The organism is Flavobacterium sp. NG2, from assembly GCF_034119845.1.
Classification (GTDB): domain Bacteria; phylum Bacteroidota; class Bacteroidia; order Flavobacteriales; family Flavobacteriaceae; genus Flavobacterium.
This window is the reverse complement of sequence record NZ_CP139420.1, coordinates 3,606,199-3,631,556: the sequence shown is the minus strand read 5'-3', so window position 1 is coordinate 3,631,556 and position 25,358 is coordinate 3,606,199. Positions and strand designations below refer to the sequence as shown.

General features: G+C 33.8%; 18 protein-coding genes. 4 read left to right on the top strand and 14 right to left on the bottom strand.

Annotated elements, in window-relative coordinates:
- Positions 1-334: 334 nt before the first annotated feature.
- From SLW70_RS14625 to SLW70_RS14605, 5 genes are all read right to left on the bottom strand, one after another.
- Complete coding sequence (locus tag SLW70_RS14625; RefSeq protein ID WP_320889363.1) at positions 335-4,411, bottom strand: two-component regulator propeller domain-containing protein; 4,077 nt, start codon at positions 4,409-4,411, stop codon at positions 335-337.
- Positions 4,412-4,648: 237 nt separating this feature from the next.
- A complete protein-coding gene (locus tag SLW70_RS14620) occupies positions 4,649-6,094 on the bottom strand; it encodes an MFS transporter (protein WP_320889362.1) in 1,446 nt (481 codons plus the stop codon).
- Between the two features lie 59 nt (positions 6,095-6,153).
- A complete protein-coding gene (gene uxaC / locus SLW70_RS14615; RefSeq protein ID WP_320889361.1) occupies positions 6,154-7,572 on the bottom strand; it encodes a glucuronate isomerase in 1,419 nt (472 codons plus the stop codon).
- 189 nt (positions 7,573-7,761) lie between these two features.
- A complete protein-coding gene (gene uxuA / locus SLW70_RS14610; protein WP_320889360.1) occupies positions 7,762-8,919 on the bottom strand; it encodes a mannonate dehydratase in 1,158 nt (385 codons plus the stop codon).
- 189 nt (positions 8,920-9,108) lie between these two features.
- Complete coding sequence (locus tag SLW70_RS14605) at positions 9,109-9,921, bottom strand: SDR family oxidoreductase (protein WP_320889359.1); 813 nt, start codon at positions 9,919-9,921, stop codon at positions 9,109-9,111.
- A gap of 287 nt (positions 9,922-10,208) precedes the next feature.
- Here SLW70_RS14605 and SLW70_RS14600 point away from each other — a divergent pair, with 287 nt between their 5' ends.
- Positions 10,209-11,171: a substrate-binding domain-containing protein gene (locus SLW70_RS14600; RefSeq protein WP_320889358.1), complete on the top strand. Its 963-nt coding sequence runs from the start codon at positions 10,209-10,211 to the stop codon at positions 11,169-11,171.
- Positions 11,172-11,238: 67 nt separating this feature from the next.
- On the opposite strand, the gene SLW70_RS14595 is transcribed toward SLW70_RS14600, so the two are convergent.
- The 8 genes from SLW70_RS14595 to SLW70_RS14560 all read right to left on the bottom strand — a co-directional run bounded on the left by SLW70_RS14595 (position 11,239) and on the right by SLW70_RS14560 (position 19,933).
- On the bottom strand, positions 11,239-12,051 hold the full coding sequence (locus SLW70_RS14595) for an SDR family oxidoreductase (RefSeq protein WP_320889357.1): 813 nt from the start codon (positions 12,049-12,051) through the stop codon (positions 11,239-11,241).
- 1 nt (position 12,052) lies between these two features.
- Positions 12,053-12,502: a YhcH/YjgK/YiaL family protein gene (locus SLW70_RS14590; protein WP_320889356.1), complete on the bottom strand. Its 450-nt coding sequence runs from the start codon at positions 12,500-12,502 to the stop codon at positions 12,053-12,055.
- A 457-nt stretch (positions 12,503-12,959) separates the two neighbouring features.
- Positions 12,960-13,913, bottom strand: a complete 954-nt coding sequence (locus tag SLW70_RS14585) for an aldo/keto reductase (protein ID WP_320889355.1) — start codon at positions 13,911-13,913, stop codon at positions 12,960-12,962.
- A gap of 473 nt (positions 13,914-14,386) precedes the next feature.
- Positions 14,387-15,547 (bottom strand): alpha-hydroxy acid oxidase, encoded by a 1,161-nt coding sequence (locus tag SLW70_RS14580; RefSeq protein WP_320889354.1) that lies wholly within the window; start codon positions 15,545-15,547, stop codon positions 14,387-14,389.
- 91 nt (positions 15,548-15,638) lie between these two features.
- On the bottom strand, positions 15,639-15,818 hold the full coding sequence (locus tag SLW70_RS14575) for a hypothetical protein (RefSeq protein ID WP_320889353.1): 180 nt from the start codon (positions 15,816-15,818) through the stop codon (positions 15,639-15,641).
- A 6-nt stretch (positions 15,819-15,824) separates the two neighbouring features.
- On the bottom strand, positions 15,825-17,126 hold the full coding sequence (fucP, locus tag SLW70_RS14570; protein WP_320889352.1) for an L-fucose:H+ symporter permease: 1,302 nt from the start codon (positions 17,124-17,126) through the stop codon (positions 15,825-15,827).
- 160 nt (positions 17,127-17,286) lie between these two features.
- Positions 17,287-18,726 (bottom strand): aldehyde dehydrogenase, encoded by a 1,440-nt coding sequence (gene aldA, locus SLW70_RS14565; protein WP_320889351.1) that lies wholly within the window; start codon positions 18,724-18,726, stop codon positions 17,287-17,289.
- Between the two features lie 307 nt (positions 18,727-19,033).
- On the bottom strand, positions 19,034-19,933 hold the full coding sequence (locus SLW70_RS14560) for an AraC family transcriptional regulator (protein WP_320889349.1): 900 nt from the start codon (positions 19,931-19,933) through the stop codon (positions 19,034-19,036).
- A gap of 121 nt (positions 19,934-20,054) precedes the next feature.
- Here SLW70_RS14560 and rhaD point away from each other — a divergent pair, with 121 nt between their 5' ends.
- From rhaD to SLW70_RS14545, 3 genes are read left to right on the top strand one after another with little or no spacing between them, the layout of a single operon-like run.
- Positions 20,055-20,858: a rhamnulose-1-phosphate aldolase gene (gene rhaD / locus SLW70_RS14555; RefSeq protein WP_320889348.1), complete on the top strand. Its 804-nt coding sequence runs from the start codon at positions 20,055-20,057 to the stop codon at positions 20,856-20,858.
- Between the two features lie 19 nt (positions 20,859-20,877).
- Positions 20,878-22,665, top strand: a complete 1,788-nt coding sequence (locus tag SLW70_RS14550; protein ID WP_320889347.1) for an L-fucose isomerase — start codon at positions 20,878-20,880, stop codon at positions 22,663-22,665.
- Between the two features lie 23 nt (positions 22,666-22,688).
- Positions 22,689-24,005: an FGGY family carbohydrate kinase gene (locus SLW70_RS14545; RefSeq protein WP_320889346.1), complete on the top strand. Its 1,317-nt coding sequence runs from the start codon at positions 22,689-22,691 to the stop codon at positions 24,003-24,005.
- Between the two features lie 171 nt (positions 24,006-24,176).
- Here the strand turns inward: SLW70_RS14545 and SLW70_RS14540 are convergent, their stop codons facing one another.
- Positions 24,177-25,322, bottom strand: a complete 1,146-nt coding sequence (locus SLW70_RS14540) for a hypothetical protein (RefSeq protein ID WP_320889345.1) — start codon at positions 25,320-25,322, stop codon at positions 24,177-24,179.
- Between the last annotated feature and the right edge of the window lie 36 nt (positions 25,323-25,358).

The window sequence follows — 25,358 nt, the reverse complement described above, 5'->3', positions numbered from 1 at the left end:
TAGGGGTGTAATTGTCCAAAAACCATTTTTTATCCCTTTAAAATCAAGGTTTTTTAATTTTGGATTATTTTTAGGAACAGAATGATTCGTGTTTAAGGAAGCAAAGTTCCTGCTCCCGAAGTTTCGGGACAAATACAAAAGGGTGTCTTCCGATACTTCGGATCTATCAGGGTTACCATTAATGTTTTTGGGTTTTATGGAGGTGTAATTATTGCGACCTAAATAGTTTGTTTACAAAACCTGCATGTTTAAATTTTAAGCAGATTTAATAGAGTGTGATAAATTTTAAAACATATAGAATTTTGCACCATAGTGCTATCAATAGATATTTTACCTAAGCATCTTCCTTAGAAAATTTATCCGCATATTGACTTGGAGTTTCTCCAAATTTCTTTTGGAAACATTTGCTAAAGTACTTCGGATTGTTAAAGCCTACTTTGTAGCTCACTTGTGAAATATTGATTTTGTGTTGTTCGAGTAATTGAGCAGCACGTTTCAGTCGGATTTCGTGTATGAATTCGTTTGGAGTAAAATTAGTCCAGGCTTTGATTTTTGAGAATAACATCGATCGGCCCACTCCTAATTCTGAACAGAAAAAAGGGATATCAAAGTGTTCGTTTGAAATGTTATCTTCTACAATTTGGAATGCTTTTTTGAGTAGTTCCTCGTCTAGTGATGAAACCGTGATTTCACTTGGGCTAAAAGAAGTTTCATTCGCAAATTTGGCTTTCAATCTTTCAGTTGATTCTAAAATATTCTTAATACGAAGTTTGAACTCGATGAGGTTAAACGGTTTACTGATATAATCATCAGCACCGCTTTCTAAACCTTCAAATTTATAGACTAATGCCGAACGAGAAGTTAATAAAATGACTGGAATGTGGCTGGTCCTGATGTCTTCTTTGATTTTGGCACAGAGTTCGGTTCCGACCATTTCAGGCATGATAACATCACTAATAATTAAATCAGGATTGTCATTTATAGCTTTTTTCAACCCTTTTTTACCGTTATCAGCTTGGATGATGTTGTATTCGTCTTTTAATAAATTTTTCATGAAGTTTCTCAAAACAACATGGTCTTCCACAATCAGAATCGTTTTTTTATCTTCAGAAGGAATGAGTTCGCTGATATCATTATTCTCAACGATCAATTCTTCTTCTAGTTGAGCGGTATATTGACTAATGTCATCGCTAATTTTAAAATCAGTTAGGATTTCATCCTCCATAAGATGTTCTTTTCCTAATGGTAAGCTGACTTTAAAGATAACCCCTTCGGTTTCTTTGTTTTGGACCGTAATGGTGCCTTTGTGTAATTGGACAATATTTTTGACAATAGAAAGTCCTATACCCGTTCCCTTATTATAATTTTCTTGAACTTTATTGTGCAAAGGAATTTCAAAAAACAAATCAAATATCTTTTCGATATGTTGTTCTGCAATACCTACTCCTGAATCATCTACTTCAATACTAATGTTTTTATCGTCGGTTGTGATTTTTACAGCAATTATTCCACCTTTTGGTGTATAGCGAAAAGCATTCGAAATTAAATTATAAAAAACGCGTTCTAATTTTGGACGGTCATAATAGAGCAGGATTTCGTCATTTGAAGATTCAAAAGTGTAGGTGTAATCACCATCTTTGGCATATTCGATGAATGATAAATAGATTTCTTTGGTGAATTTAACAACATTACCTTCAGCGGCTTCTAATGTATATTGTTTGGTTTCTAATTTTCTAAAATCCATTAATCGATTGATTAAACTCAAAAGATGATTGGCGCTACTTTCAATAACGAGTAATTTTTTGTATATGTCATTCGTCCCGTTATATTTAAGGAGAATTTGTTGTAAAGGACCTAATATTAAGGTCAATGGTGTTCTAAACTCATGTGAGATATTGGTGAAGAATTCTAATTTGGCTTGATTGGTCTCTTTAATTCTCTCGGCTTCAATGTATTCTAACTCTAATTTTTGTTTTAGATTGGCTTTGGATTTTAAAATCCAATTTAGCTTATAAACGGCAAATCCAATTATTAAAAGATAAATTAACATTGCCCAAATACTTCTCCAAGGGGCGGGTTTAATAATAAACGTTAAAGTTGTAGGCTTCTTGTTCCAAATACCATCATTATTAGCTCCATATACTTCAAAAGTATAGGTGCCTGGATTTTGAATGATATAGGTGGCTTCTGTATTTTTGGTGATGGTCCAGTTGTTTTCTAGTCCTGTTAAACGGTATTTATATTGGTTGTTTTTTGGACGTATAAAATTTGGAATTGCATAATTGATGGAGAAATTAGCCTTGTCATAAGCTAAGGTTACTGATTTGGTATAACCTATACTTTTTTCTAAAATTCCATTAGCATCATTGGCATTGATGGATTCGTTTTTAATTTTTAAATTGGTAATTAAAACCTGAGGAATATAGTTGTTATGTGATAGGGTTTTGGTATCTAGAAAACTTACGCCTAATGGGCCTCCAAAGTAAAACTGACTGTCATTAATTTGCAAACAGGAATTGTCGTTAAACTCGTTCCCAACCAGACCATCTTTTTGGTTGTAGACTACTATTTTTTTGGAGTTAGGATTGTATTTAATAATGCCCTCATTGCTACTCATCCATAAGTTATGGTTAGCATCTTCATTTATCGTGTGAATAGAGGTGATAAGGGTGTTTTCAAGATTAAGCAGTTTGGTTTTTACGAATTTTTTTCCATCAAAAAAGTACAATCCTTTGGCTTTGGTTCCTATCCAAATTTGATTTTTACGATCTTGAAAAACGGTAAGAATATCATCTCCCGAAAGCAGGTTGTTATCAAAAAAATAATGTTTGATAACATAGGAGGTTTTTTCTTTGTTCTTAAAAAAGATGCGATTCAATCCGTTTTGTGTGCCTACCCACAAGGTTTTTTTAGAATCAACTAATAAGGTTCTAATCCGATTATTAGTCAAGAAATTGGTTTTTTTAGAATTATCAATAACATGAAAATTCCCGTTAGTAGTATTGTATTGAATCAATCCTTTTCCAAAACTCCCCAACCATAAATGAGTACTATCATCATGAATAATGGAATAAATTCCTGTTTGCTCTACAAATTGAGAAAGTTTTTGCGAAATGATTTCAGGTGTAAATCTTTTTGATTTTGTATTGTAGGCAGTAAATCCTTTGGTAAAAGTCCCAATCCATAAAGTTCCATTAGGCGAAATATGAAGTGATTTTATGTCGTTTTGTGAGTTGTTAGGAGTGTTTAAAAAACGAGAGTTTTGAGATTGAGCATCAAAAACAGTTATTCCAGAACCTTCAGTTCCTAAATAGATATTCTTGTTTTTGTCAGCAACTATGGAACTAACTACATTGAAACTTAATTTTTTATGGATGGAGTTTTGGTTGAAATTAGTAAAATTAGTATTGGAAACATCCCATAAATTAATGCCATTGTAATAAGAACCTATCCATACTGAACCTTTGTTGTCGGTATATATTGATTTGATTTTATCAATATTAGGCTGGTTGCTGCTATTGGTTTTAATCTGTTGTAAGTTTGTGTTGTTTTCCAAAACATAAATACCATCATAAGCGCCAATCCAAAGGGAACCTCGGTTGTCAATACTCAGTGTTCGAATATCAGAATTTAATTTATTGAAGTTGGGTTTGTTAGACAAAAATGTAATCACTTTTGTATTCGGGTGCAATTGTACCAGCCCTTTGTTTTTTGTTCCTATCCATATTGTATTAGCGGCATCTTCCATCATGCACTGAACAAACAAATTTTCAGGACCAAACCTTACAAATTCAAACTGATTGTTTTTACGCGAATTTAGTTTACAAAAGCCTTTAGAAGTTCCTATCCAAATGCCGTTTTTTTTGCTGTTTATAATACTTAAAACATAGTTGCTAGGAAGGCTATTTTTGTTGTTGCGAGCATGAAATAAAGTGATTATTTTTTTTGTCCTCTGATTGTAAATGGTTATCCCTTCGGAGGTTCCTATCCAAATTTCATCACCAATTTCTTTGATACACCAAATAGCATTATTGCTCAGTGAATTGTTTAAGTTAGAATGTGAATAGCGTTTAAAGGTATTGTTTACAGGGTTGTAGCAGTTTAAACCATTATAAGTTCCTATCCATAATTTCCCAAATTGATCTTCTTTGATGGATAAAATATCGTTGTTGCTTATGGAAGCTGGATTTGTTTCGTCAGTTCTGTAAACAGTGAATTTACTTCCATCGTATTTGTTCAAACCATTACGAGTTCCAAACCACATTTGGCCTAATTTGTCTTGATGAATAGCAATGACTGAACTTTGTGAGAGTCCATCATTTGTAGAAATATTTTTAAAACGATAGTTTGCGTTTTGCGAGGAAAGTGTACAAGCAATTAGTAATAAATAAACTAATATCGTTTTTTTCATATTATAAATATTCAGCAAGAAAAAACTTAAAAAAAAACAATATAGGCTATATGATATTTATAAACAATACTTTATGTTGCTATAGTAAAGTTCTCTAAAATGTATTTTAGTATCTCTTACTTGCTATAGTGTTTAAAAAAAGCAACCACAAATTTCACAAATTAGCACAAATTAAATTTATGAAATTTGTGGTTCCTAAATCTATGGTATTAGATACCTTGGTGATTTATCTCTATTTTACAAATCAGTAATTGGGCTATATTTTGGAACCAATATTTTCATTACTGTCCAACCTATTAAATAACAAACTGCACAAATAGAGAAAATGATAAAATATCCTGCTTCAATTCCGTGAAAGCCCATGAAATCCATTTCGGTTACAGTAGCATAATCAAATAATAGGCCCGAACTTTTATTAATCACCGTTGAACCCACTCCTCCAGCTAATCCACCAATTCCGGTAATGGTTGCGATTGCTTTTTTAGGAAACATATCTCCAACAGTCGTGAATATATTGGCAGACCACGCTTGATGTGCTGCTCCTGCAATACCAATGATGATAACTGGCAACCAATAACTAATGTGACCTAAAGGTTGTGCTATTAATGCCAATAATGGAAAAAAAGCAAAAATTAACATCGATCTCATTCGACCAGCATAGGGATCCATTCCTTTCTTTTCAACGAAGTAGGTTGGTAGCCATCCACCAATAATAGAAAGCAACGTAATCATATACAATACAAATAAAGGAAATGCGGCTTGTGTAGAATCCATTCCGTAAACAGAACTTAAGTAAGCTGGTGTCCAAAATAGAAAGAACCACCAAACCCCATCAGTCATGAATTTTCCAAATGCGAAAGCCCAAGTTTGTCTGTAAGTTAAACATTGTTTCAACGATACTTTCGTAGTCGTTTCAGGAACATAACCTACGAGTTTGCTGTCTGCTATCTCGTCTTGTTGAATGTATGCCAACTCAGCAGCACTTACTTTTGGATGTTTTTCAGGTTTATCATACATAAAAATCCAAAATCCCATCCATACAAAACCTAAGGCTCCAATAATGATAAAAGCCATTTCCCATCCAAAAGCTTTAGCAATAAAAGGAATTGTAATTGGCGCTGCCAAAGCCCCTACTGTAGCCCCTGCGTTAAAAATACTAGTAGAGAAAGCTCTGTCTTTTTTAGGGAAATATTCTGCGGTTGTTTTAATAGCAGCGGGAAAGTTTCCTGCTTCACCTAAGGCCAAAACGAAACGAGCAAAAATAAACAAAGTAACACTCACGTTGATAACTGTTCCAGTATCGCTAATATTTTCAATAATATCTTTCGCACCTTCAAAACCTACGAGCCAATTGCCAGTAATAATTCCTGAAGTTGCAATTCCGCAAAAGGCATGCAAACACGCACCAAAAGACCAAATTCCAATAGCCCAAAGAAACCCTTTTTTAGTATCTAACCAGTCTACAAATCTACCTGCAAATAATAAAGATACGGCATAAAAGATAGAAAATAAGGCAGTAATATTTCCATAATCATTGTTAGTCCAATGGAACTCAGGGGCGATAAAGTCGCTCCATGTTAAGGATAATACTTGCCTGTCTAGATAATTAATGGTAGTTGCAAAAAAAAGCAATCCGCAAATTGACCAGCGGTATTTTCCAATTGTTTCGGTCTTGTTGTTCATAATAGTTAATAGTTTTTTTTATTAAATAGGGAGGTGGCTTTCCCAAAAGTAAATATATATTATTCTTTTATTGGAATATTAAAATAGCCTTTTGCATTTTTATAACAAATGACTTTTACTAAGTCACCAATGAGTTTCATGTCATTTGGGAGTTCTCCTTTTTCGACTTCGTCACCCAAGGTGTTACAAAGTATACGACGAAAATATTCATGACGAGGAAAAGATAAAAAGCTTCTTGAATCTGTTAGCATCCCTACAAAACGAGATAATAATCCAAAATTTGATAGTACATTCAGTTGTTTTTCCATACCATCCTTTTGGTCTAAAAACCACCAAGCTGCACCGTATTGCATTTTTCCAGGTGTTGAACCGTCATTGAAATTTGCTGCCATTGAAGCAAACATCTCACTGTCTTTAGGGTTGAGGTTATACACAATCGTTTTGGTCAAAGAATCACTTTCACTCAGTCTTCCAAAAAAAGCACTCATCGCATTGGCAGTGTTCAAATCCCCAAGTGAGTCAAAACCTTGATCAGGCCCAAAAAGATTCATCATTTTAGTGTTGTTGTTGCGAATGGCGCCGATGTGAAATTGTTGAACCCAGTTGCGTTTGTGATTCATTTTGGCAATTTCAAACAAAACAGCCGACTTATATTTATTAATTTCAATTTCAGTTAAAGACGTCACGTTTATTCCTTTTGCAAGAATGGTATCAATTTCGTCCACTGTATAAGTTTCAGCATAAAATGAAGCGTGTCCGTGGTCTGAAATACGACATCCATTTTCATGAAAATAATCATGACGCATTTGCAAGCCTTGAATCAATTTTTCGAATGTTTTGATTTCGAAACCAACTGTTTTTTCAAGTTTTTGAATCCAGTTAGCAAATAAGCTTCCTTTTTCGATTTCAGTCGCTTTATCAGGACGGAAAGAAGGTAATACAGCAATGTCAAAATCCTCCTCACGAAGTTGTTTGTGGTAACGCAAATCATCTGTTGGATCATCTGTTGTACCGACCATTTTGACATTCATTTTCCGCAACAAATTACGAACACTAAACTCTGGTTTATTTAGTAATTCATTACATTGATGGTAAATGGCATCAGCCGTTTCTTCATTGAGTAAATCGTCAATTCCAAAATAGTTTTTTAGTTCCAAATGTGTCCAATGGTACAATGGATTTCTCAGTGTATAAGGTATAGTAGCGGCCCATTTCATGAATTTTTCATAATCTGTAGCATCACCACTAATGTATTTTTCATCTATTCCGTTAGCACGCATCGCGCGCCATTTGTAATGATCGCCTTCAATCCACAATTGTGTAATGTTTTCAAATTGACGGTCTTCGGCAATATCTTTGGGAGACAAATGATTGTGGTAGTCAAAAATAGGCTGAGATTTAGCATATTCATGATATAGCGTGCGCGCTACTTCATTGTGCAACATGAAGTCTGGAGTGATAAAGGCAGTTTTAGTCATTGTCTATGAGTTGTGGTTTTTAGATAGGTCTTTTTAGAGTACCATAAAGTTTGAATACAGTTTTGAATGTATTTTAAGTTTTTAAGCCACGAATTCACGAATTAAAAATTATATAAGAAATCGAGTTTTACTATTTCAAAATAGATTCGTGAATTCGTGGCTAACTTTTTTATACAGAGTGTTGACTAATTATAAACTTCTTTTTATACCTACTTCAAGCCCCCTTAGTTCAGCTAAACCTCTTAAACGGCCTATTCCTGAGTAACCAGGATTGGTTTTCTTATTCAAATCATCTAGCATTTGATGACCGTGGTCTGGACGCATTGGAATAATTCTTCCAGTTTCTCTTTCTTTTTTAACAATCGATTTTACGACTTCGTACATATCTACATCGCCTTCTAAGTGATTGGCTTCATAGAAATTTCCTTCGTCATCTCTTTGTGTACTTCTCAAGTGGATAAAATTCATTTTGTCTCCATGACGGTCTACAATTCCTGATAAATCATTTTCAGCAATTACACCATAAGAACCCGTACACATACAAAATCCGTTTGAAGGAGAATCAATAGCGTCTAGCAATTGTTTCAAATCAGCTTCCGTACTTACAACTCTAGGTAAACCTAGGATTGGGTATGGAGGATCATCAGGGTGAATAGCCATTTTTACACCCGCACTCTCAGCAACAGGGATGATTTCACGGAGGAAATAATATAGGTTTTCTTTTAATTTGGCCGCGTCAATTCCATCATATCCTTGCAAAACTTTCAAGAAATCTTCTACAGTATAAGATTCTTCAGCTCCGGGTAATCCTGCTATGATGTTTTGTTGTAATTTGATTTTATCGGCATCGCTCAATTTTTCAAAAGTAGCTTTAGCTTTGATTTTTTGTGCTTCAGTATAGGTTTCTTCTGCACCTGGTCTTTTTAAGATAAACAATTCAAAAGCAGCAAATTCATTTACATCAAAGCGTAATGCTTTTGAACCATCTTCTACTTCATAGGATAAGTCTGTTCTTGACCAATCTAAAACGGGCATAAAGTTGTAACATACTATGTTGATACCACAAGCAGCCAAGTTTTTGATACTTTGCTTGTAGTTTTCGATGTATTTCAAATAATCACCTGATTGTTTTTTGATATCCTCATGAACTGGAATACTTTCTACCACTGACAAAGTCAATCCAGCAGCTTCCACTTCATTTTTTCGTTTCATGATTTCATCAACTTCCCACACCTGTCCGTTTTTGATATGATGTAAGGCAGTAACAATTCCAGTTGCACCTGCTTGTCTAGCATCTGATAATTTTACTGGGTCATTTGGTCCGTACCATCTCCACGTTTGTTCCATTTTATATGTTTTTTAAAAGTAATAGTTAATTTTGTTTACCATGAATTAAATAGATCGCTAAAACTGTTAAATTTCACCATTAAGAAATTAAGTTTATTAAGGCTTAATTTTTCTTAATTTCTTAATGGTAAACTTTTTTTAATTGTAATGTTTTATTAGCACAATCAATTTATATACATTGGTTTATTTTTAAATACTTGATGCAGCAAATCCACCGTCAACATTTACCACAGTTCCTGTCACAAATTTTGATAAATCGCTACACAAGAATAACAAGGCTCCATCAAGATCTTCAGGTACTCCAAATCTTCCCATTGGTGTATGTTCGATGATTTTTAATCCACGAGGAGTTAATTCTCCTTCTGGAGTCAATAACAAGGCGCGGTTTTGTTCGCCAATAAAGAAACCTGGTGCAATTGCATTTACACGGATTCCTTCACCATATTTAGATGCTAATTCAACTGACATCCATTGTGTGAAGTTGTCGATTGCTGCTTTTGAAGCAGAATATCCAACTACTCTTGTCAATGGTCTTTTGGCTGAAGCCGAAGAAATATTGATTATGTTTCCTGATTTTTGCTTAGCAAAAACTTCAGAGAAAACCTGTGAAGGCAATACTGTTCCAACAATGTTTAAGTCTAAAACTTTACGTAAGTCTTCTGTTTTTAAATCGTATATAGCTTGGTCAGGACCAATAGTTGCGCCTGGCATATTTCCACCAGCTGCATTAATTAATATATCAAGGCGACCGTATTTTTCAAGGATGAAATCTCTAATTTTTTCTAAGTTTTCTTTATCCAATACATTTCCTTGTACGGCATATGCTTGACCTCCAATCTTTTCAATAGCTTCAACAGTTCTGTTTGCTTCTTCGATTGTAAATCCTACAATTCCAACAATAACTCCTTGTTTAGCTAAAACAGTAGCCATATTACTTCCTAAAACTCCTGCGCCCCCTGTAATAAGAGCAATTTTTCCTTTTAAATTAAAGATTGAATCCATTTTGTAAATTATAAATGATTGTAAATGATGTTTTTAACGATTTATTGTTGTCGAGATTAGTATTTGAAAAATAAATTTATAAGGGTACTTTGACCGATATATAAATATATTTTTTACCTTGCGTGTTCGCACACGGACTTTACAAATGTATATAAAAATTCAACTGAAACAAGTTTTTTAGAAAAAAAAATTAATTTTACTTTCTGGAAAGCAGTATTAACTTAAAGACTACAAGTATCATAACAATCAAAGAAATAGCCCGTTTAGCCAATGTTTCAACAGGAACAGTGGATCGTATTATTCATAATAGGGGGCAAGTGGCACAAGAGAATATTGATAAAGTAAATGCTATCATTGATGAATATGGCTACAAGAGAAATATCTTTGCGAGTAACCTAGCTTTTAATAAGAAATTTAAATTTGCTGTTTTGTTGCCTCAGTATAATGACTTGGAATACTGGGGAGTACAGATGAGCGGAATAAAGAAAGCAGAGAAGGAGTTTGCTTCTTACGGGGTTAATTTGGAGTATTTTTTATATGATTTTGACCCTATTTCGTTTAATAAAATGGCTCAAATAGTATTAGAGTCGGATTTTGATGGCCTGCTTTATGCTCCTGTTTTTTACGATGAGGCTATTCGTTTTTTGAAAGAATTTAAAAAAACAGAGAAGCCAATTGTGATGATTGATTCGAATATAGCTGATAGCGAAGGTCATGCATATGTAGGTCAAAATGCTTTTAAAAGTGGTTTTCTTGCGGGAAGACTTACTAGTTTTGCTGTAAAAGAAGAGCGACAAGTGCTTATTGTTAAAATCACTCGTGATATTGAGGCGACTTCAGTTTACTTACAACGTATTGATGGATTTTATTCTTTCTTTAGAGAAAATAAGCATCTTACTAATTTTAAATTCTCAGAAATTACAATTAATGATTCCAGTTTAGATCAATTAGATTGTGCCATTTTTGAAGGAATAAATAGTGTTTTTGTTCCTAATTCTCGGGCTTATATCGTAGCGCAATTTTTGGAAGACAATAATATTAAAGGAATTCGAATTATAGGTTATGACTTATTAGATAAAAATGTGGAGTATTTAAAGAAAGGCGTAATCGATTTTTTAATTAATCAAAAACCCGAGGATCAGGGGTATATGGGGATTAATCATTTGTATAAAAAATTAGTATTACAAGAACCCGTTGACGAAACCTACTATATGCCTCTTGAAATCATTGTGAAGGAAAATTATATTTGATGTTACTAAACATATAAAAGATTCTAAGGTACTAAGCTACTTAGTTCCTTAGAATCTATAAAAAAAATTAAATACTCTTTGCTCCAAATCCTCCGTCGATATGAACGACAATTCCTGTTACAAATTTTGAAGCTTCACTACACATCCAGATTAGAGTCCCATTAATATCATCAGGAGTACCAAAACGTCCCATGGGGGTGTTCGCTATGATGGATTCACCTCTTGGAGTTAAATCACCTTGAGGGGTTAGGAGTAAAGCACGGTTTTGTTCTCCTATAAAAAAACCTGGAGATATTGCATTTACACGGATTCCTTCACCGTATTTGGTTGCCATTTCTACTGCCATCCATCGTGTGAAATTATCGATAGCAGCCTTTGCTGCTGAGTAACCTACAACTCTTGTCAAAGGGCGTTCGGCTGTAGGTGATGAAATATTAACGATTACTCCATTTTTTTGTTTAGCAAATAATTCGGAAAAAACTTTTGAGGGTAATAAAGTTCCCATAATATTCAAATCCAACACTTTTTGAAGATCATCAGGACTTGCATTGAAAAAATCTTGTTCAGGAGTTACTGTTGCACCAGGTATATTTCCACCTGCTGCATTAATTAAAATATCTAATCGATTGTGTTTTTCTAGAACAATTTTCTTGGCTTTCTCTAAATCTACTTGATTTAATACATCTGCTTGTAAGGCAAAGGCTTGCCCGCCTTCATTTTGTATTTTTGACACAGTTGCATCTAGTTTGTCAATAGATCTCCCTAGAACACCTACAATAGCACCATTTTTTGCTAAAGACTGCGCCATGGAACTCCCTAAAACGCCACCACCACCAGTAATAATTGCAATTTTTCCTTTTAGATCAAATGGTTGATTCATTTTAGATTTTTACTTTGAAAATTAGTTTTTTAATTTCTCCTTCTCCAATCATCGAAGCGTGACAATCTTCAGGATATAGTATAGCAAATTGATTGTTTGTTAGTTGAAAAAAAGTGTCGGGTTGGTCAAGCCAAAAACGCACATCTTTTTCAGTATTGTAGTCACCATTAGGTTGGTTGCATTTTTCTCTCGTTTTCCAAGCATAGGTTTCTTGTCCACTTACACAAAGTTGGATGTCAATATGTTCGTCGTGACATTCAAAGAATTCTAATGCTTCTTCTTTTTTATTTCCGTTTCCTGTATTTACGATGAGACGTAAGCCATCTGCTAAAGTAATCATTCCATCAGGAAGATTAGCAATGTCATTTTGCTCAACAAATTCAAAAGCTTTTTTGAAATTTGGGTGCATATGGTAATATCTAGCTGCATTACTTAAAGTGTCTATTATCATAACTTTATTTTTTTTGTTCTTTTCAGAAAGGGTTAATACTACTGCTAATATAGTCTTGTGTTCAGAATTTAAAAAATATAAAATACGATTTTATGTTTTTTTTCTGAGATGGTTTTATTTTACTGTATTCAAAATATTCTTTTTGGAAAATTTTAATTAAGTGTTTTACTAACTAGTAAAATGTTTGTATTTGAAAATTTATTTGAATTACTTTTTTGACGAAAATAGTATAGAGAGTAATTTCTTGATTTTCAGCAAAGGCTAAGATAATTGGGGAGCAATAGCAAGTTGAAAATTTTAAAATGAAACTATCTTTATAGTAGGATTGTTGATAGTTTGATGGTTGAAAAGTATTGAGGAAATTTTGTTTTTACTAATACTATACTGTTTTAAACAAAAAAAGTAACCAAATAAAGTTACAAAATTTATTTGGTTACTAGTTATAAGAAGTATTTTTTTAATCCCAGGATAATTTACTGCGTTCCTCCCAGTAAGCAGTTGGATTAGTTCGCAACAATTTTAATTCTTTTAATTCTGAAGCTGAAAAGGTTAAATTAGGCTCTAAAGCTTTTAGATTTTGTTCTAATTGATTCGTATCCGATGCGCCACTCAGCACATAAGTGGGGTTGAGGCTTTCCATTACAAAACGGATTGCGATAGCGTCAATTCCAACCTTGTATTTCTTTGAAAGACCTTCTAATACTGGGAAAACAGTTTTGTTTTCTTTGTTGAATATTCTACCATTTGCCAAAGCTTCTTTGATGATAATGGTTTTATTTTTGGATTTTAAAACATTTAAAACTTCAAATGTAGATTGCTCGAGAATGTTATAAGTGACTTGGAAACTATCAAATAAATAGTCGTTATCTACTTTAATATTTAAGGCTTCGAGTATAATTTCGTTTTGATTGTCACCACTTGTTGAAATTCCAATTTGAATTCCCATGACTTGTTTTATCCAATGTAATTGACTTAAGACTACCTCATTCTTTAATATTCCACTATCCAAAGTAGCCGAATGAACTTGGTATATTTGTAATTCAGGCAAAAGCAATTTAGATTCTTTCCATTGTTCTAGTAATTTTTCAATAGAATGTTCTTTTACTTCGTGCTTTCCTTGGTAACCCAGTTCCCAGTTGGCAACATAGGTGTAGCCCCATTTGGTACTTAAAAACACATCTGAATGTTTTCTATCCGTTTTCCAATCGATTAAATAGCGTTCTCCTTTTCCGTAAGAAGGTGCGGTGTCAAAATAGCGAACGCCTTTTGCGTAAGCGAAATCCAACACTTTAAAAGCATTCTCTCTAAAGGCTACAGGAGATTTGTCTATAGCATGATTTTCCCGTATATTAATGTATTCGGGTCTTCCCAAGGCTGCTAAACCGATTCCTATTTTTGTTGTTGTACTCAAAGGAGTGAGATTTTAAATTCTATTTTGTAATTACTTGCTCATAAAAGTACTTAAAAAGATGTACTTAAGCGACTTTTATTAGGTTGAAAAAGTAATGCCACAAATTTAAAGAAAGTGGTCGGACTATGACAAAGAGTTGCTAACTTTTAAGCCACGGATTTCACAGATTTCCACAGATTCAAAAAACGTATTAAAATCAATTACACAAATTTCTAATTAATATCAAAATTATTATCTGCGAAAATCTGCCGAATCTGCGTGCTTATTTTTTGCACGCAGATTTAAAGAGATTTATGCAGATTTTTTCAATAGAAATATTTAATAAACAGACATTTAAATAAAGAGTTAGATAGAATTATAATGATGTTGCAGGTTGATTCTGTATTCTTTAAATTTGTGGCATTGTATAAAGTATTGAATGGTTGGCATAACGGCTTTTTATTCAAAACTACAAACTAGTTGTTCGAAGTACTTTATTTTATAATATGATTTGGAAAATCGGCTGTTTTTTCACAACAAATTTGTTCCATTACTTGTTGTAATTCAGTTTTCAAAAGTGAAATAGTGTGATCTCCACCTTTTTTTCCTAAAGCAGCAACTCCATACATAAAAGAACGGCCTAAGAATGTAAAATCAGCTCCACTAGCCATAGTTCTAGCGATATCTGGACCTGAACGAACGCCGCTATCCATCATTACTTTGATATCTTTTCCGTATTTTTCGGCAATTCTAGTCAATGGTTTGATTGCTGATTCACCAGCGTCTAATTGTCTTCCGCCATGATTAGATACGATTACACCATCAACTCCTAAGGCGATAGCTCTTTCTACATCATATTCGTTAGCAACTCCTTTGATAACTAACTTACCTTTCCACATATCACGGATTGGTTTGATTTTTTCTTCATTTAATCTACCAGAAAAAGTATCATTCATGAATTTTCCTAATTGCTTTAAATCCAAACCTTTTGGCATATATGGTTCTAGCGTTTTAAAACTAGGTTGTCCATATCTTAAAGTATTTAAAGCCCATTCTGGTCTTCCCATAACTTGAAGAATGTTTGCTACAGACATACTAGGAGGCATTGCCAATCCATTTCGGATATCTCTTGGACGGAATCCAAAAGTAGGTACATCAGATAAAATAACTAAAACAGGACATTCAGCTGCTTCAGCTCTTTTGATAAGGCTGTCTCGTAAACTATTTTCAGCTGGATGGTATAATTGGAACCAAGATTTACCCTCAGTAATTTCTGAAATTCTTTCGATACTACTTGTACTTACTGTACTTAAGATAAAAGGTACGTTATGTTCAAAAGCGGCTTTTGCTAAGATTTCAGGAGCATTAGGCCACATTAAACCTTGTAAACCAACTGGTGCAATACCAAATGGAGCGTCATAAGTATGTCCAAAAAGTTCCGTTTTCATGCTAGAACCTGTATGCTTACTCAAATAATAAGGTAATAATTCTACATCCCTAATTTCTTTAGTGTTTTTATAAAGGTTAACATCTTCATTACATCCTCCATCAAGATATTCAAACGCAAATCTTGGAATTTGTTTTTTTGCTTTTTCCCTTAAATCATCAATTGAAGGATATTTAGTATTGATTTTTATTTCCTTTTTGTTATTCATGGTATTAATTTTTATATTCTAAATTTGTGTTTGAGTATCAAATATAATTATTGTAGTATGATGTATGATGCTCCTATTATAATGAATGTTTTTAATTTTTTTTTGATAAAAGCTTTTTAAATGCTATTTCTGAAGCTTCATTTAAAGAGATTTTATTTTCTTTTATAAGTACTTTAGTAAGGGTTCTCCATTCTTGGAAAAATCCTTTTTTTGAAGCTTCAAATCCTAATTCTTCAATTCTTTTTCCGTTTATTTCCATGTTATTATTCATTAAAAATTAATTCGTATGTACTTTAATAGTACGGTAGCCGTAAATGGCAATGAAAAAGAAACAAAATAAAGGAAGTATAAATGAGAAGTTAACTGCTGAAAAAGCTCCTACAGTTCCTAAATCGATAATTGATCCTTGTAAAACGGGCATAATGGCACCACCTACAATCGCCATAACTAATCCTGCAGCTCCTAGTGTACTGTCGTCATTTCCTAAACCATTCAATGCAATACCATAGATAGTAGGGAACATCAAAGACATAAAGAATGATGTCGCTATTAGAGAATACAATCCTAGTGTACCTTCAATCAATATCGCACCAGAAGTAGTCATCATAGCGCCAATAGCAAAAATCGTTAGTAACTTCTTAGCATTGATAAAACGCATTAAATAGGTACAAATGAAACGGCTGGTTAAAAACATTCCCATTGCTAGGATGTTGTAATTTTGAGCTGTAGCTTTGGTAACACCAATGTTTTCTGCGTATTGAATGATGAAAGTCCAACACATAATTTGTGCAGCAACATAAAATAACTGGGCCAAAACTCCTTCGCGGTATTTTCCGTTTTTCATTAATCTTTTGAAAGAATCCATAGCAGAATCTTGATTGCTGTCATGTGCTCTTTTAGGCATTTTTAATATAGAGATAAGAATCAACATAAAGATGACAACGCCTCCCAGAATAACATAAGGGTTTCGGATGATTTCTAGGTCATGTGTTCTAATGATTGCTTTTTGAGCTTCATCTAAGTTGGTGAAAATTAATTCACCCATTTCGTTTCTTTTATCAGAATCCAAGGCTACTAAGATAAATTTAGACGCTACAAACATTCCCATAAGCGAACCAATAGGGTTGAAGGCTTGTGCTAAATTCAATCGTTGGGTAGCAGTACGTTCGTCACCCATTGATAAAATATATGGGTTGGCAGTAGTTTCTAAAAATGCCAAACCAAAAGTTAGAATGTAAAGGGAAATTAAAAAGAATTCGAAAATTTCATATTTGGCCGCAGGATAAAAAAGTAATGCCCCAAAAGCATACAGAACAAGTCCTAAAATAATACCTTTTTTGTAACTGTATTTTCGAACAAAAAGCGCTGCTGGAATTGCCATAGTAGCATAACCACCATAAAAAGCAAATTGTACTAAAGCAGCTTTTGCAGTAGAGATTTCCATTACGGTACCAAAAGCGGCAACCATTGGGTTGGTGATATCATTTGCAAACCCCCATAAGGCGAATAAGGAAGTGATTAAAATAAAAGGTATTAATACCTCTTTGGTTACTACTGGAATTTTTTCCGTGCTTTTCATTTCTTAATTGAGTTATAGTTTCGTTATAGTTTCGTTATAGTATTGTTTTTGTACAAAGGTGGTTTTATATAAAAGTGAAAAGCATGCTATAATTAAATTCTAAAAGAATACTTTAAATTACAACATGCTTTTCTGTATGAAAATTATTTTAGCAATTTATTTATCTAAATTGAGCGTAAACAACTTTAGTTTGTAAGTACTCTTCCATTCCGTGTTTACCATCAGCTCCACCTAATCCAGATTTTTTCCATCCAGCGTGGAATCCTTGGATAGCTTCGAAGTGCTCTCTGTTGATATATGTTTCTCCAAATTGCAATTCGTTTGAAGCATGCATTACTTTGTTGAAGTTTTCAGAGAAGATTGATGACGTTAATCCGTATTCACAGTCGTTAGCTAATGCGATAGCTTCGTCCAAAGTGCTAAATTTCATTACAGGCATTACAGGTCCAAAAACTTCTTCTTGAATGATTTGCATATTTTGAGTTACATTAGTCAATAAGGTAGGTTGGTAGAAGTATCCTCTGTCAAATTGCTCAGAACGTTTTCCTCCAACTACTACTTCAGCACCTTCACTTTTAGCAAATTCTACCATGGAAGCTACTTTTTCAAGTTGGTCTTTAGATACCATACTACTCATGTCAGGATTATTAGTAGAGAAAGCATCTTCTACTTTTACTGAATTCATTTTTTTAGTAACCATATCCATGAATTGGTCGTAGATAGAATCTTCAACATAAACTCTCTCAGCACAGTTACATACTTGTCCACTAAAGATTACTTTTGAAGAAACAATAGCGTTTACAGCTAATTCTAAGTTGGCATCAGCACATACAATCGCTGGAGCTTTTCCTCCTAATTCAAGAGAAACTTTAGTAATATTGGCAGCAGCAGCTTCCATGATTTTTTGACCTGCAAAAACACTACCAGTCAAACTCACGATACCTGTAATAGGGCTCTTAGTAAGTGCGTTTCCTACTGTTGGACCAGTACCACATACTACGTTTAATACACCTGCAGGTAATCCAATGTTTTCAATTAATTTAGTAAATTCCATAATGGTGTTTGGAGCAATACAACTTGGTTTGATAACACATGTATTTCCAGTTACTAATGATGGAGCTACTTTACGAGCCATTACGAAAAATGGGAAGTTCCAAGGGCAAATTCCAACCGCTACACCAATAGGTGCTTTGTGTAAAAAGATATGTTCTTTTCTACGGTCACTTTGAATAATTTCTCCTTCAATTCTACGAGCCCATCCTGCATTATAATCAAAATAATCAGCAGTAACATCAATTTCAACTTGAGCTAATCCAATTACTTTTGCTTGCTCACTTGCCAATGTTTCAGCTAAGAAAACTCTATTCTCACGAATAACATTTGCCATTTTGTGTAGATATCCTGCTCTTTCAATAGCTGTTAGAGCGTTCCATCCGTGTTGTGCTGCTTGAGCTGCTTCTAATGCTTTGTTTGCGTCTTCAACAGATCCTTTTGGGATTACAGATAAAACTTCTTCGGTACATGGGTTTAATACCTCTGTTACTTCAGTTGAAGTTGATTTTACAAATTTACCGTTAATGTATTGATTAAATTCTTTCATAATTAATTAGATTATTTTTTTAGTTAATTTATTTGTCAGTAAACAATAAAAGTTACTTAGATAATGAACAGTGTTTAGTGTTGGTTCAAAAAGCATGTATTTAATACAAAATTTAAATGTGGCTTTAAGAAGTAAACAGTGAATTACAAATTTACGAAGAGAGTAGTCTTTGTAATTTATCCATAATAATCTACTTTATGTACAATTTAAACATGAGTAGGCTGTTATTTGAATATGTAAGGGGTAATTAATTGGTAAACAGTGGTTAATGTTTTTTGAGGTTGTTTTTAAGGGGGTTGGGTTCTTTTTAGGTGTATTTGCCCGATTTATATACGGCTGGCGAGATTCCAGTGATGGATTTAAAAACGCGAGAAAAATGATAACGATCAGCGAATCCTAAGATATCTGAAACGTTTTCAATGGTTTCGCTCGAATGTTCAAATAGTTCACAGGCTTTGGCTATCTTTCTGTTTTGAATAAAATTATGTAGGGTAATATTCATTTCTTCTTTGAATAAACGGGCAAAGGAATTAGGAGCCATATTGACTATTTCGGCTAGTTCTGAATTGCTAAGTTTTTTATCAATGCTAGCTTCTATATATCTATGTATAGTTAAAACTCTACTATCTATAGTTATTGTTTTCCAAAGCTCGGGGCCTATATTGGATATTGCTTCCTTAATAAAGGACTGTAGTTTTAAGTTGAAAGTGAGTTTAAAGTCGTGATTTTCAGATTTTAATCGGTCGGTTAAGTAGTGAAGTCGCTCGTTAAGGTGTTCGGTTAATTCAATTTTAAAGATACCAGGAACGACATTGTCAAAAGGGGTTCCAAGATTAAAGTGGGTAAAAAAATGAATCAACGATTTTTCTTCATAATAGGTTTCGTTGTCTCTTTCAGATAGGTTGTTGCCAGCTACATGTATTCCGGTGCTGTACTTGTGGTTCTTAGAATATTGGGTAGAAAAAGAGGTGAAAGGGGATATGATATATAAGGAGTCGGGTTTCATTATATAGGTCTCCTCTTGGAATTTTAATGCTCCGCCTTCGTTTTTGTTCCAGTAAATCCTCCAAAACGGAAACACCATATCGTGACAATCCCATAAGTCAAGATACCAATATCGGCAACAAGATAGTTTTAATTTAATGTCGATAAAGTTCTGTTTATTCGTGGATGGATCTCCTAGTTCTATTTTTTTTACAAATTCCATTTGTGGCTAATGTTTAAATTGTACACAAATATACAGATTTTGAATATCTTTTTTTGCTTGAGTTCGCTTTAAATTTACAAAATCAAATAATGTAAAAAATCAAATTTTAAATCATATTAATATGAGTGATATAAAACTTCCAGTTGAAGTAGAGAAAGAATTGAAAAAAGTGTCCAAAGTAGCTGGATATTTATGGCAGAGAGAATGGGCAGAAAGAAATGCAGGGAATATTTCTATGAACCTTAGTTCGTTCTTTGATAAAAACGAAATAATTGAGAAAACAAAAGGGAAAGAGTTTGTTCCTTTTGATTTTCCTAAAGACTGTGCAGGTTTTGTAATCTATATTACAGGTACAGGATGTTACTTAAGAGATTTGGTGGATATGTTGGAAGAAGTATCTTGTATTCTTTATATAAACGAAGACGCTACGGGTTATACCATTATTTGGGGTGGAAAAAGACCAAACTTTGGGCCTACCTGTGAGTTGATTTCTCATGCTAGTATTCACTTGTTTAATTCTGTTCATCATCCAGAAAATTTAGCAGTGGTACATACACATCCTTTGGAGTTGATTTGTATGAGTCACCATGAATTATTTGATAATGAAGAAGAATTGAATAGACAAATTTGGATGATGTGTCCTGAGGTTAAAGTTTTTGTTCCTAAAGGAATTCACTGTACGCCATATGCATTGTCAAGTACAGCATCTTTAGCTAAGGTTACCATAGATGCTTTTAAAACGAGAAACGTTTCTCTTTGGGAAAAACACGGAGCAACGGCAACTGCACCAGATGTTGAAAAAGCTTGGGACTTTTTGGATGTAGCCAATAAAGGAGCGAAGTTGTTAATGATGTGTTGGGCAGCTGGTTTCCAACCTGCAGGACTTTCAAATGAGCAATTGACAGAATTAGAGCAATTTACTTAATAGTTAATTATAAAAAGATATGAATAGATTAATAGGAAGACTTCCTAAAATTGGAATTCGCCCCGTAATTGATGGACGTGAGCGAGGAGTAAGAGAGTCATTAGAAGTACAATGTATGGATATGGCTAAGGCTGCGGCTAAATTAATTTCAGAAAACTTACGTTTCCCGAGTGGTGAACAAGTAGAATGTGTGATTGCTGATACTACTATTGGTGGTGTGGCCGATGCTGCTGCTTGTGCAGATAAATTTAGTAGAGAAGGTGTAGAAGTTTCTTTGACAGTAACTCCTTGTTGGTGTTATGGAACAGAGGTAATGGACACTGATCCTTTGATGCCTAAAGCCGTTTGGGGATTCAACGGAACCGAAAGACCAGGGGCTGTTTATTTAGCTGCAGCCTTGGCTGGATATTCTCAAAAAGGATTGCCTGCTTTCGGAATCTATGGTAAAGAAGTTCAAGATGCTGGAGATATGAGTATTCCTAAAGATGTAGAAGAAAAATTATTGCGTTTTGCTAAAGCTGGTATTGCAGTAGCTTTGATGAAAGGGAAGTCTTATTTGTCTATTGGATATAGTTCTATGGGAATTGCAGGTTCAATGGTGGATGTGAATTTCTTGCAAGATTATTTCGGAGTGAGAGCCGAGTTTGTAGAGTCAGTTGAATTGTTGCGTCGTATGGACGAAGGGATTTATGACCATGAAGAATTCGAAAAAGCATTAGCTTGGACTAAGAAAAATTGTAAAGAAGGAAAAGATTATAATAGCGAGGAAGCTCGCAAATCAGCTGAAGTGAAAGATCAGGAATGGGAAAAAGTAGTTAAAATGACTTTAATCTGTCGTGATTTAATGAACGGAAATCCTAAATTGAAAGAACTAGGTTTTGGAGAAGAAGCTAAAGGTAGAAATGCCATTATGGGTGGATTCCAAGGACAACGTCAGTGGACAGATTACCAGCCAAACGCTGATTTTACAGAGTCTATTTTGAACTCTTCTTTCGACTGGAACGGTATTCGTCAAGCCTATACTTTTGCTACTGAAAATGACTGTTTAAATGCTGTTTCGATGTTGTTTGGTCACTTATTGACTAATAAAGCACAATTGTTCTCAGATGTACGTACGTACTGGAGCCCAGAATCAGTAGAAAGAGTTACCGGTAAAAAATTAACAGGAATTGCTGAAAACGGAATCATTCACTTGATTAATTCAGGGTCAACGACTTTGGATGCTACAGCACAACAATCAGATGCTGATGGTAATCCTACGATGAAACCGTATTGGGAAATTACTGAAGAAGAAGTTCAAAAATGTTTGGATAATACCAAATGGCCAGCAGCTATCTGGGAATACTTTAGAGGTGGAGGATTCTCTTCACAATTTAAAACGAAAGGAAGCATGCCAATGACAATGTGTCGAATCAACCTTGTAAAAGGAATTGGACCAGTATTGCAAATTGCTGAAGGATGGAGTGTTGAACTTCCTGAAGATGTTCATACCGTTTTAGATGAAAGAACAAATCCTACTTGGCCTACGACTTGGTTTGTACCAAGATTAACAGGAAAAGGATATTTTAAAGATGTGTATAGTGTAATGGCAAAATGGGGAGCAAACCACGGTGCTATTTCTCACGGTCATATTGGAGCTGATTTAATTTCATTGGCTGCTATGTTGAGAATTCCTGTGAATATGCACAATGTGGCCGATGAAGATGTTTTCCGTCCAAGTGCATGGTCTGCTTTTGGAGAGGACCTTGAAGGCGCTGATTATAGAGCTTGTACTAATTACGGCCCGCTTTATGGGTTCAAAAATTAATTTTTGATTTAAAAATTTATACTGTGAAAAACGTTATTGCTGTTTTTGATATTGGTAAAACCAATAAAAAAATGTTTTTATTTGATAAGGATTTTAAAGTCGTACAAACTGATTCGATTCGTTTTGATGAGGTAGTGGATGACGATAACGACCCTTGTGATGATATTGAGTCTATTGAAAAATGGATAAAGAAGGAAATAGAAACAGTTCAGCAAGAAAATAAATTTACAATAAAGGCCATCAATTTTTCAACTCATGGTGCAAGTTTGGTTTATTTGGATAAAGAGGGGGAGCGTATTACCCCTCTTTATAACTACTTAAAGCCATTGAACATGAATTTTAATGCATTTTATGAAATGCATGGTGGAGTGGAAGAGTTTTCTAGAAAAACCGCTTCGCCAGCTTACGGAATGCTAAATTCAGGCTTGCAAATGTATTGGTTGAAAAATCAAAAACCTCATTTTTGGGATAAAGTGGAATCTATTTTACATTATCCACAATACTTGAGTTATTTGTTTTCCAAAAAAGTAACTGCCGATTTTACATCGATAGGAGCGCATACGGCAATTTGGAATTTTGACAAAATGGAATACCACAAATGGTTGTCATTTGAAAATATTTCTTTGCCAGAGCCAAAACCTGGAAAACAAGCATGTATGTCAATGGTTAACGGGCAAGAAATTGCTATTGGGAAGGGTTTACATGATAGTTCTTCTTCTATTATTCCGTTGTTAGAAAGCAATGAGAATTCAGGTAAGGAATTTGTGTTGTTGTCAACAGGAACTTGGATTATTTGCATGAATCCGTTTAGTAAAGAGCCCTTAACACAACAGCAATTAAAAAATGATTGCCTGTGTTTTATGACTCCTGATAAGCAACAAATTAAGTCTTCGATGCAGTTTTTAGGACGTGTACACGAAGTGAATGCTATTGAGTTGAGTAATCATTTTGGGGTAACCAAAAATCATTATTTAGAATTAACACTTGATAAAGGACTTTGTACAGCAATTTTAGCAAAGAAAGAAGACAAATTCTTTCCAACTGAAATTCCAGATGATTTTAAAAGTGAGTTAAAGGATTTAGATTGTTTTGAGGATTACGAGCATGCTTATTACCAATTGATTTATGAAATTACAAAACCTGTACATGAAGGAATTATGCGTATTTTAGATGCAGATCATAACTTGAAAGAAGTGTATATTTCAGGAGGTTTTAATCGTAATGAAATGTTTGTTGAATACCTACGCCAAATGATGCCAAATCAAAAAATATTATTCCCAAAAGGAGAAAATGCTAGTGCTTTGGGAGCGGCTATGTTGATGAAAAACTATTTGGATTAGATTGTGTTATATTGTGATCTATGAATTTTTAATTTAATATAAGAATTAAAAAGGTATTTATAATAATGAAAATTTTATAATAGATTTACTGTAGCTTACAGTAATAGAAAAATTTATTTACTACTAGTCAAAAAGTTTTCTTGTTATTATTAGTCGTTAAATTGAATTAGTTTAAAAACTAACAACCTTCTCTAGTTTTATATTCGTGTTGGTTCTACTTTGTCCTTTGACCTTGAAAATAGCGGTAAAATATTTTTTGTCTTTCAAATGTTGTTTGGTGAACTTTTGAATGCTATCCTGATTGGTAAAATACTCCACAGTGGCACTAACCCCAATGTCATGCTGAGAAAAAAAGACAAAATGTTCGGTGTCGTTGTTATTGGGGTATTTTGAGACTATAGCATATTCTAGAGTGTCTTTTGGTGAACTTAGATCAAAGGTTTCGTTTTTAAACTGCGGATGATTGGTTAAGTAAAGGACATTTTCTTTTAATTTAAAATAAGGATTCGCTTCATTAAAAAAGGGAATGAATTGACTATTATTTTTACTAGGCCCCACATAAATAGCATTTCCTTCTTTGATTTCAACAACCGAACTTTGAGTTGAAAAACGAATGGTAAAATCGTGCTGGTAGTTTTGATAAAATCGTTCCAATTGCTGGGTAGCTAATATTCCCATCTTGGTGCTATATGAAAAATCAGAAGGTTTAATTTGGTTTTTAAGCTCTGGGTATTGGTCTAATAGTTTATAAAAGTCGGTATAGTTGTTAATGCTAAAATCTCTGGTCCAGCCTTTACCATGGGTTATTGTATTGCCGATGATTCCAAAATGATCACCTATAAACAGATTAGTAATTTTATCTTGGTTTAGGAAATTGCTCCATAGTTCTGGTTTTTGAGCTGGTATTTGGTTGAAAATAAGGATTATTATTGCGATGCCTAATCCTATATAAGGCACAGCAATTTTTTTGTCAATTTTCCTTTTAATCTTTCTTTCTTTTTTAAAGAAGCGAATGTGGTATTGTCCTTTGTCAATGGTTAGTTGCCAAGGGTCATCTTGTCCTTCTTCTTCATAATACGAAGCAATTTTTTTTCTCAAATTATAAACATTTACACGAACTCTAGGATTGGTTTTGTCCGAGTTTTGAGAGCCTCCAAAAAAATCAATATCAATGGTAGCTTCCTTAATTGCGCTTTTGTTTTGAGTGGCCTCAAAAAGGTATTGAAGTAGCGCACTACTTGTAGGTGCATTCTTAAAAGTATTGCTTTTTTTTAGTTTTGATATGATTTCGAGCTTCTCACTTTCTGATAAAGTCATTTTGGTTATGTTGTTGGTTGGTAGTCGGTTAGGTTT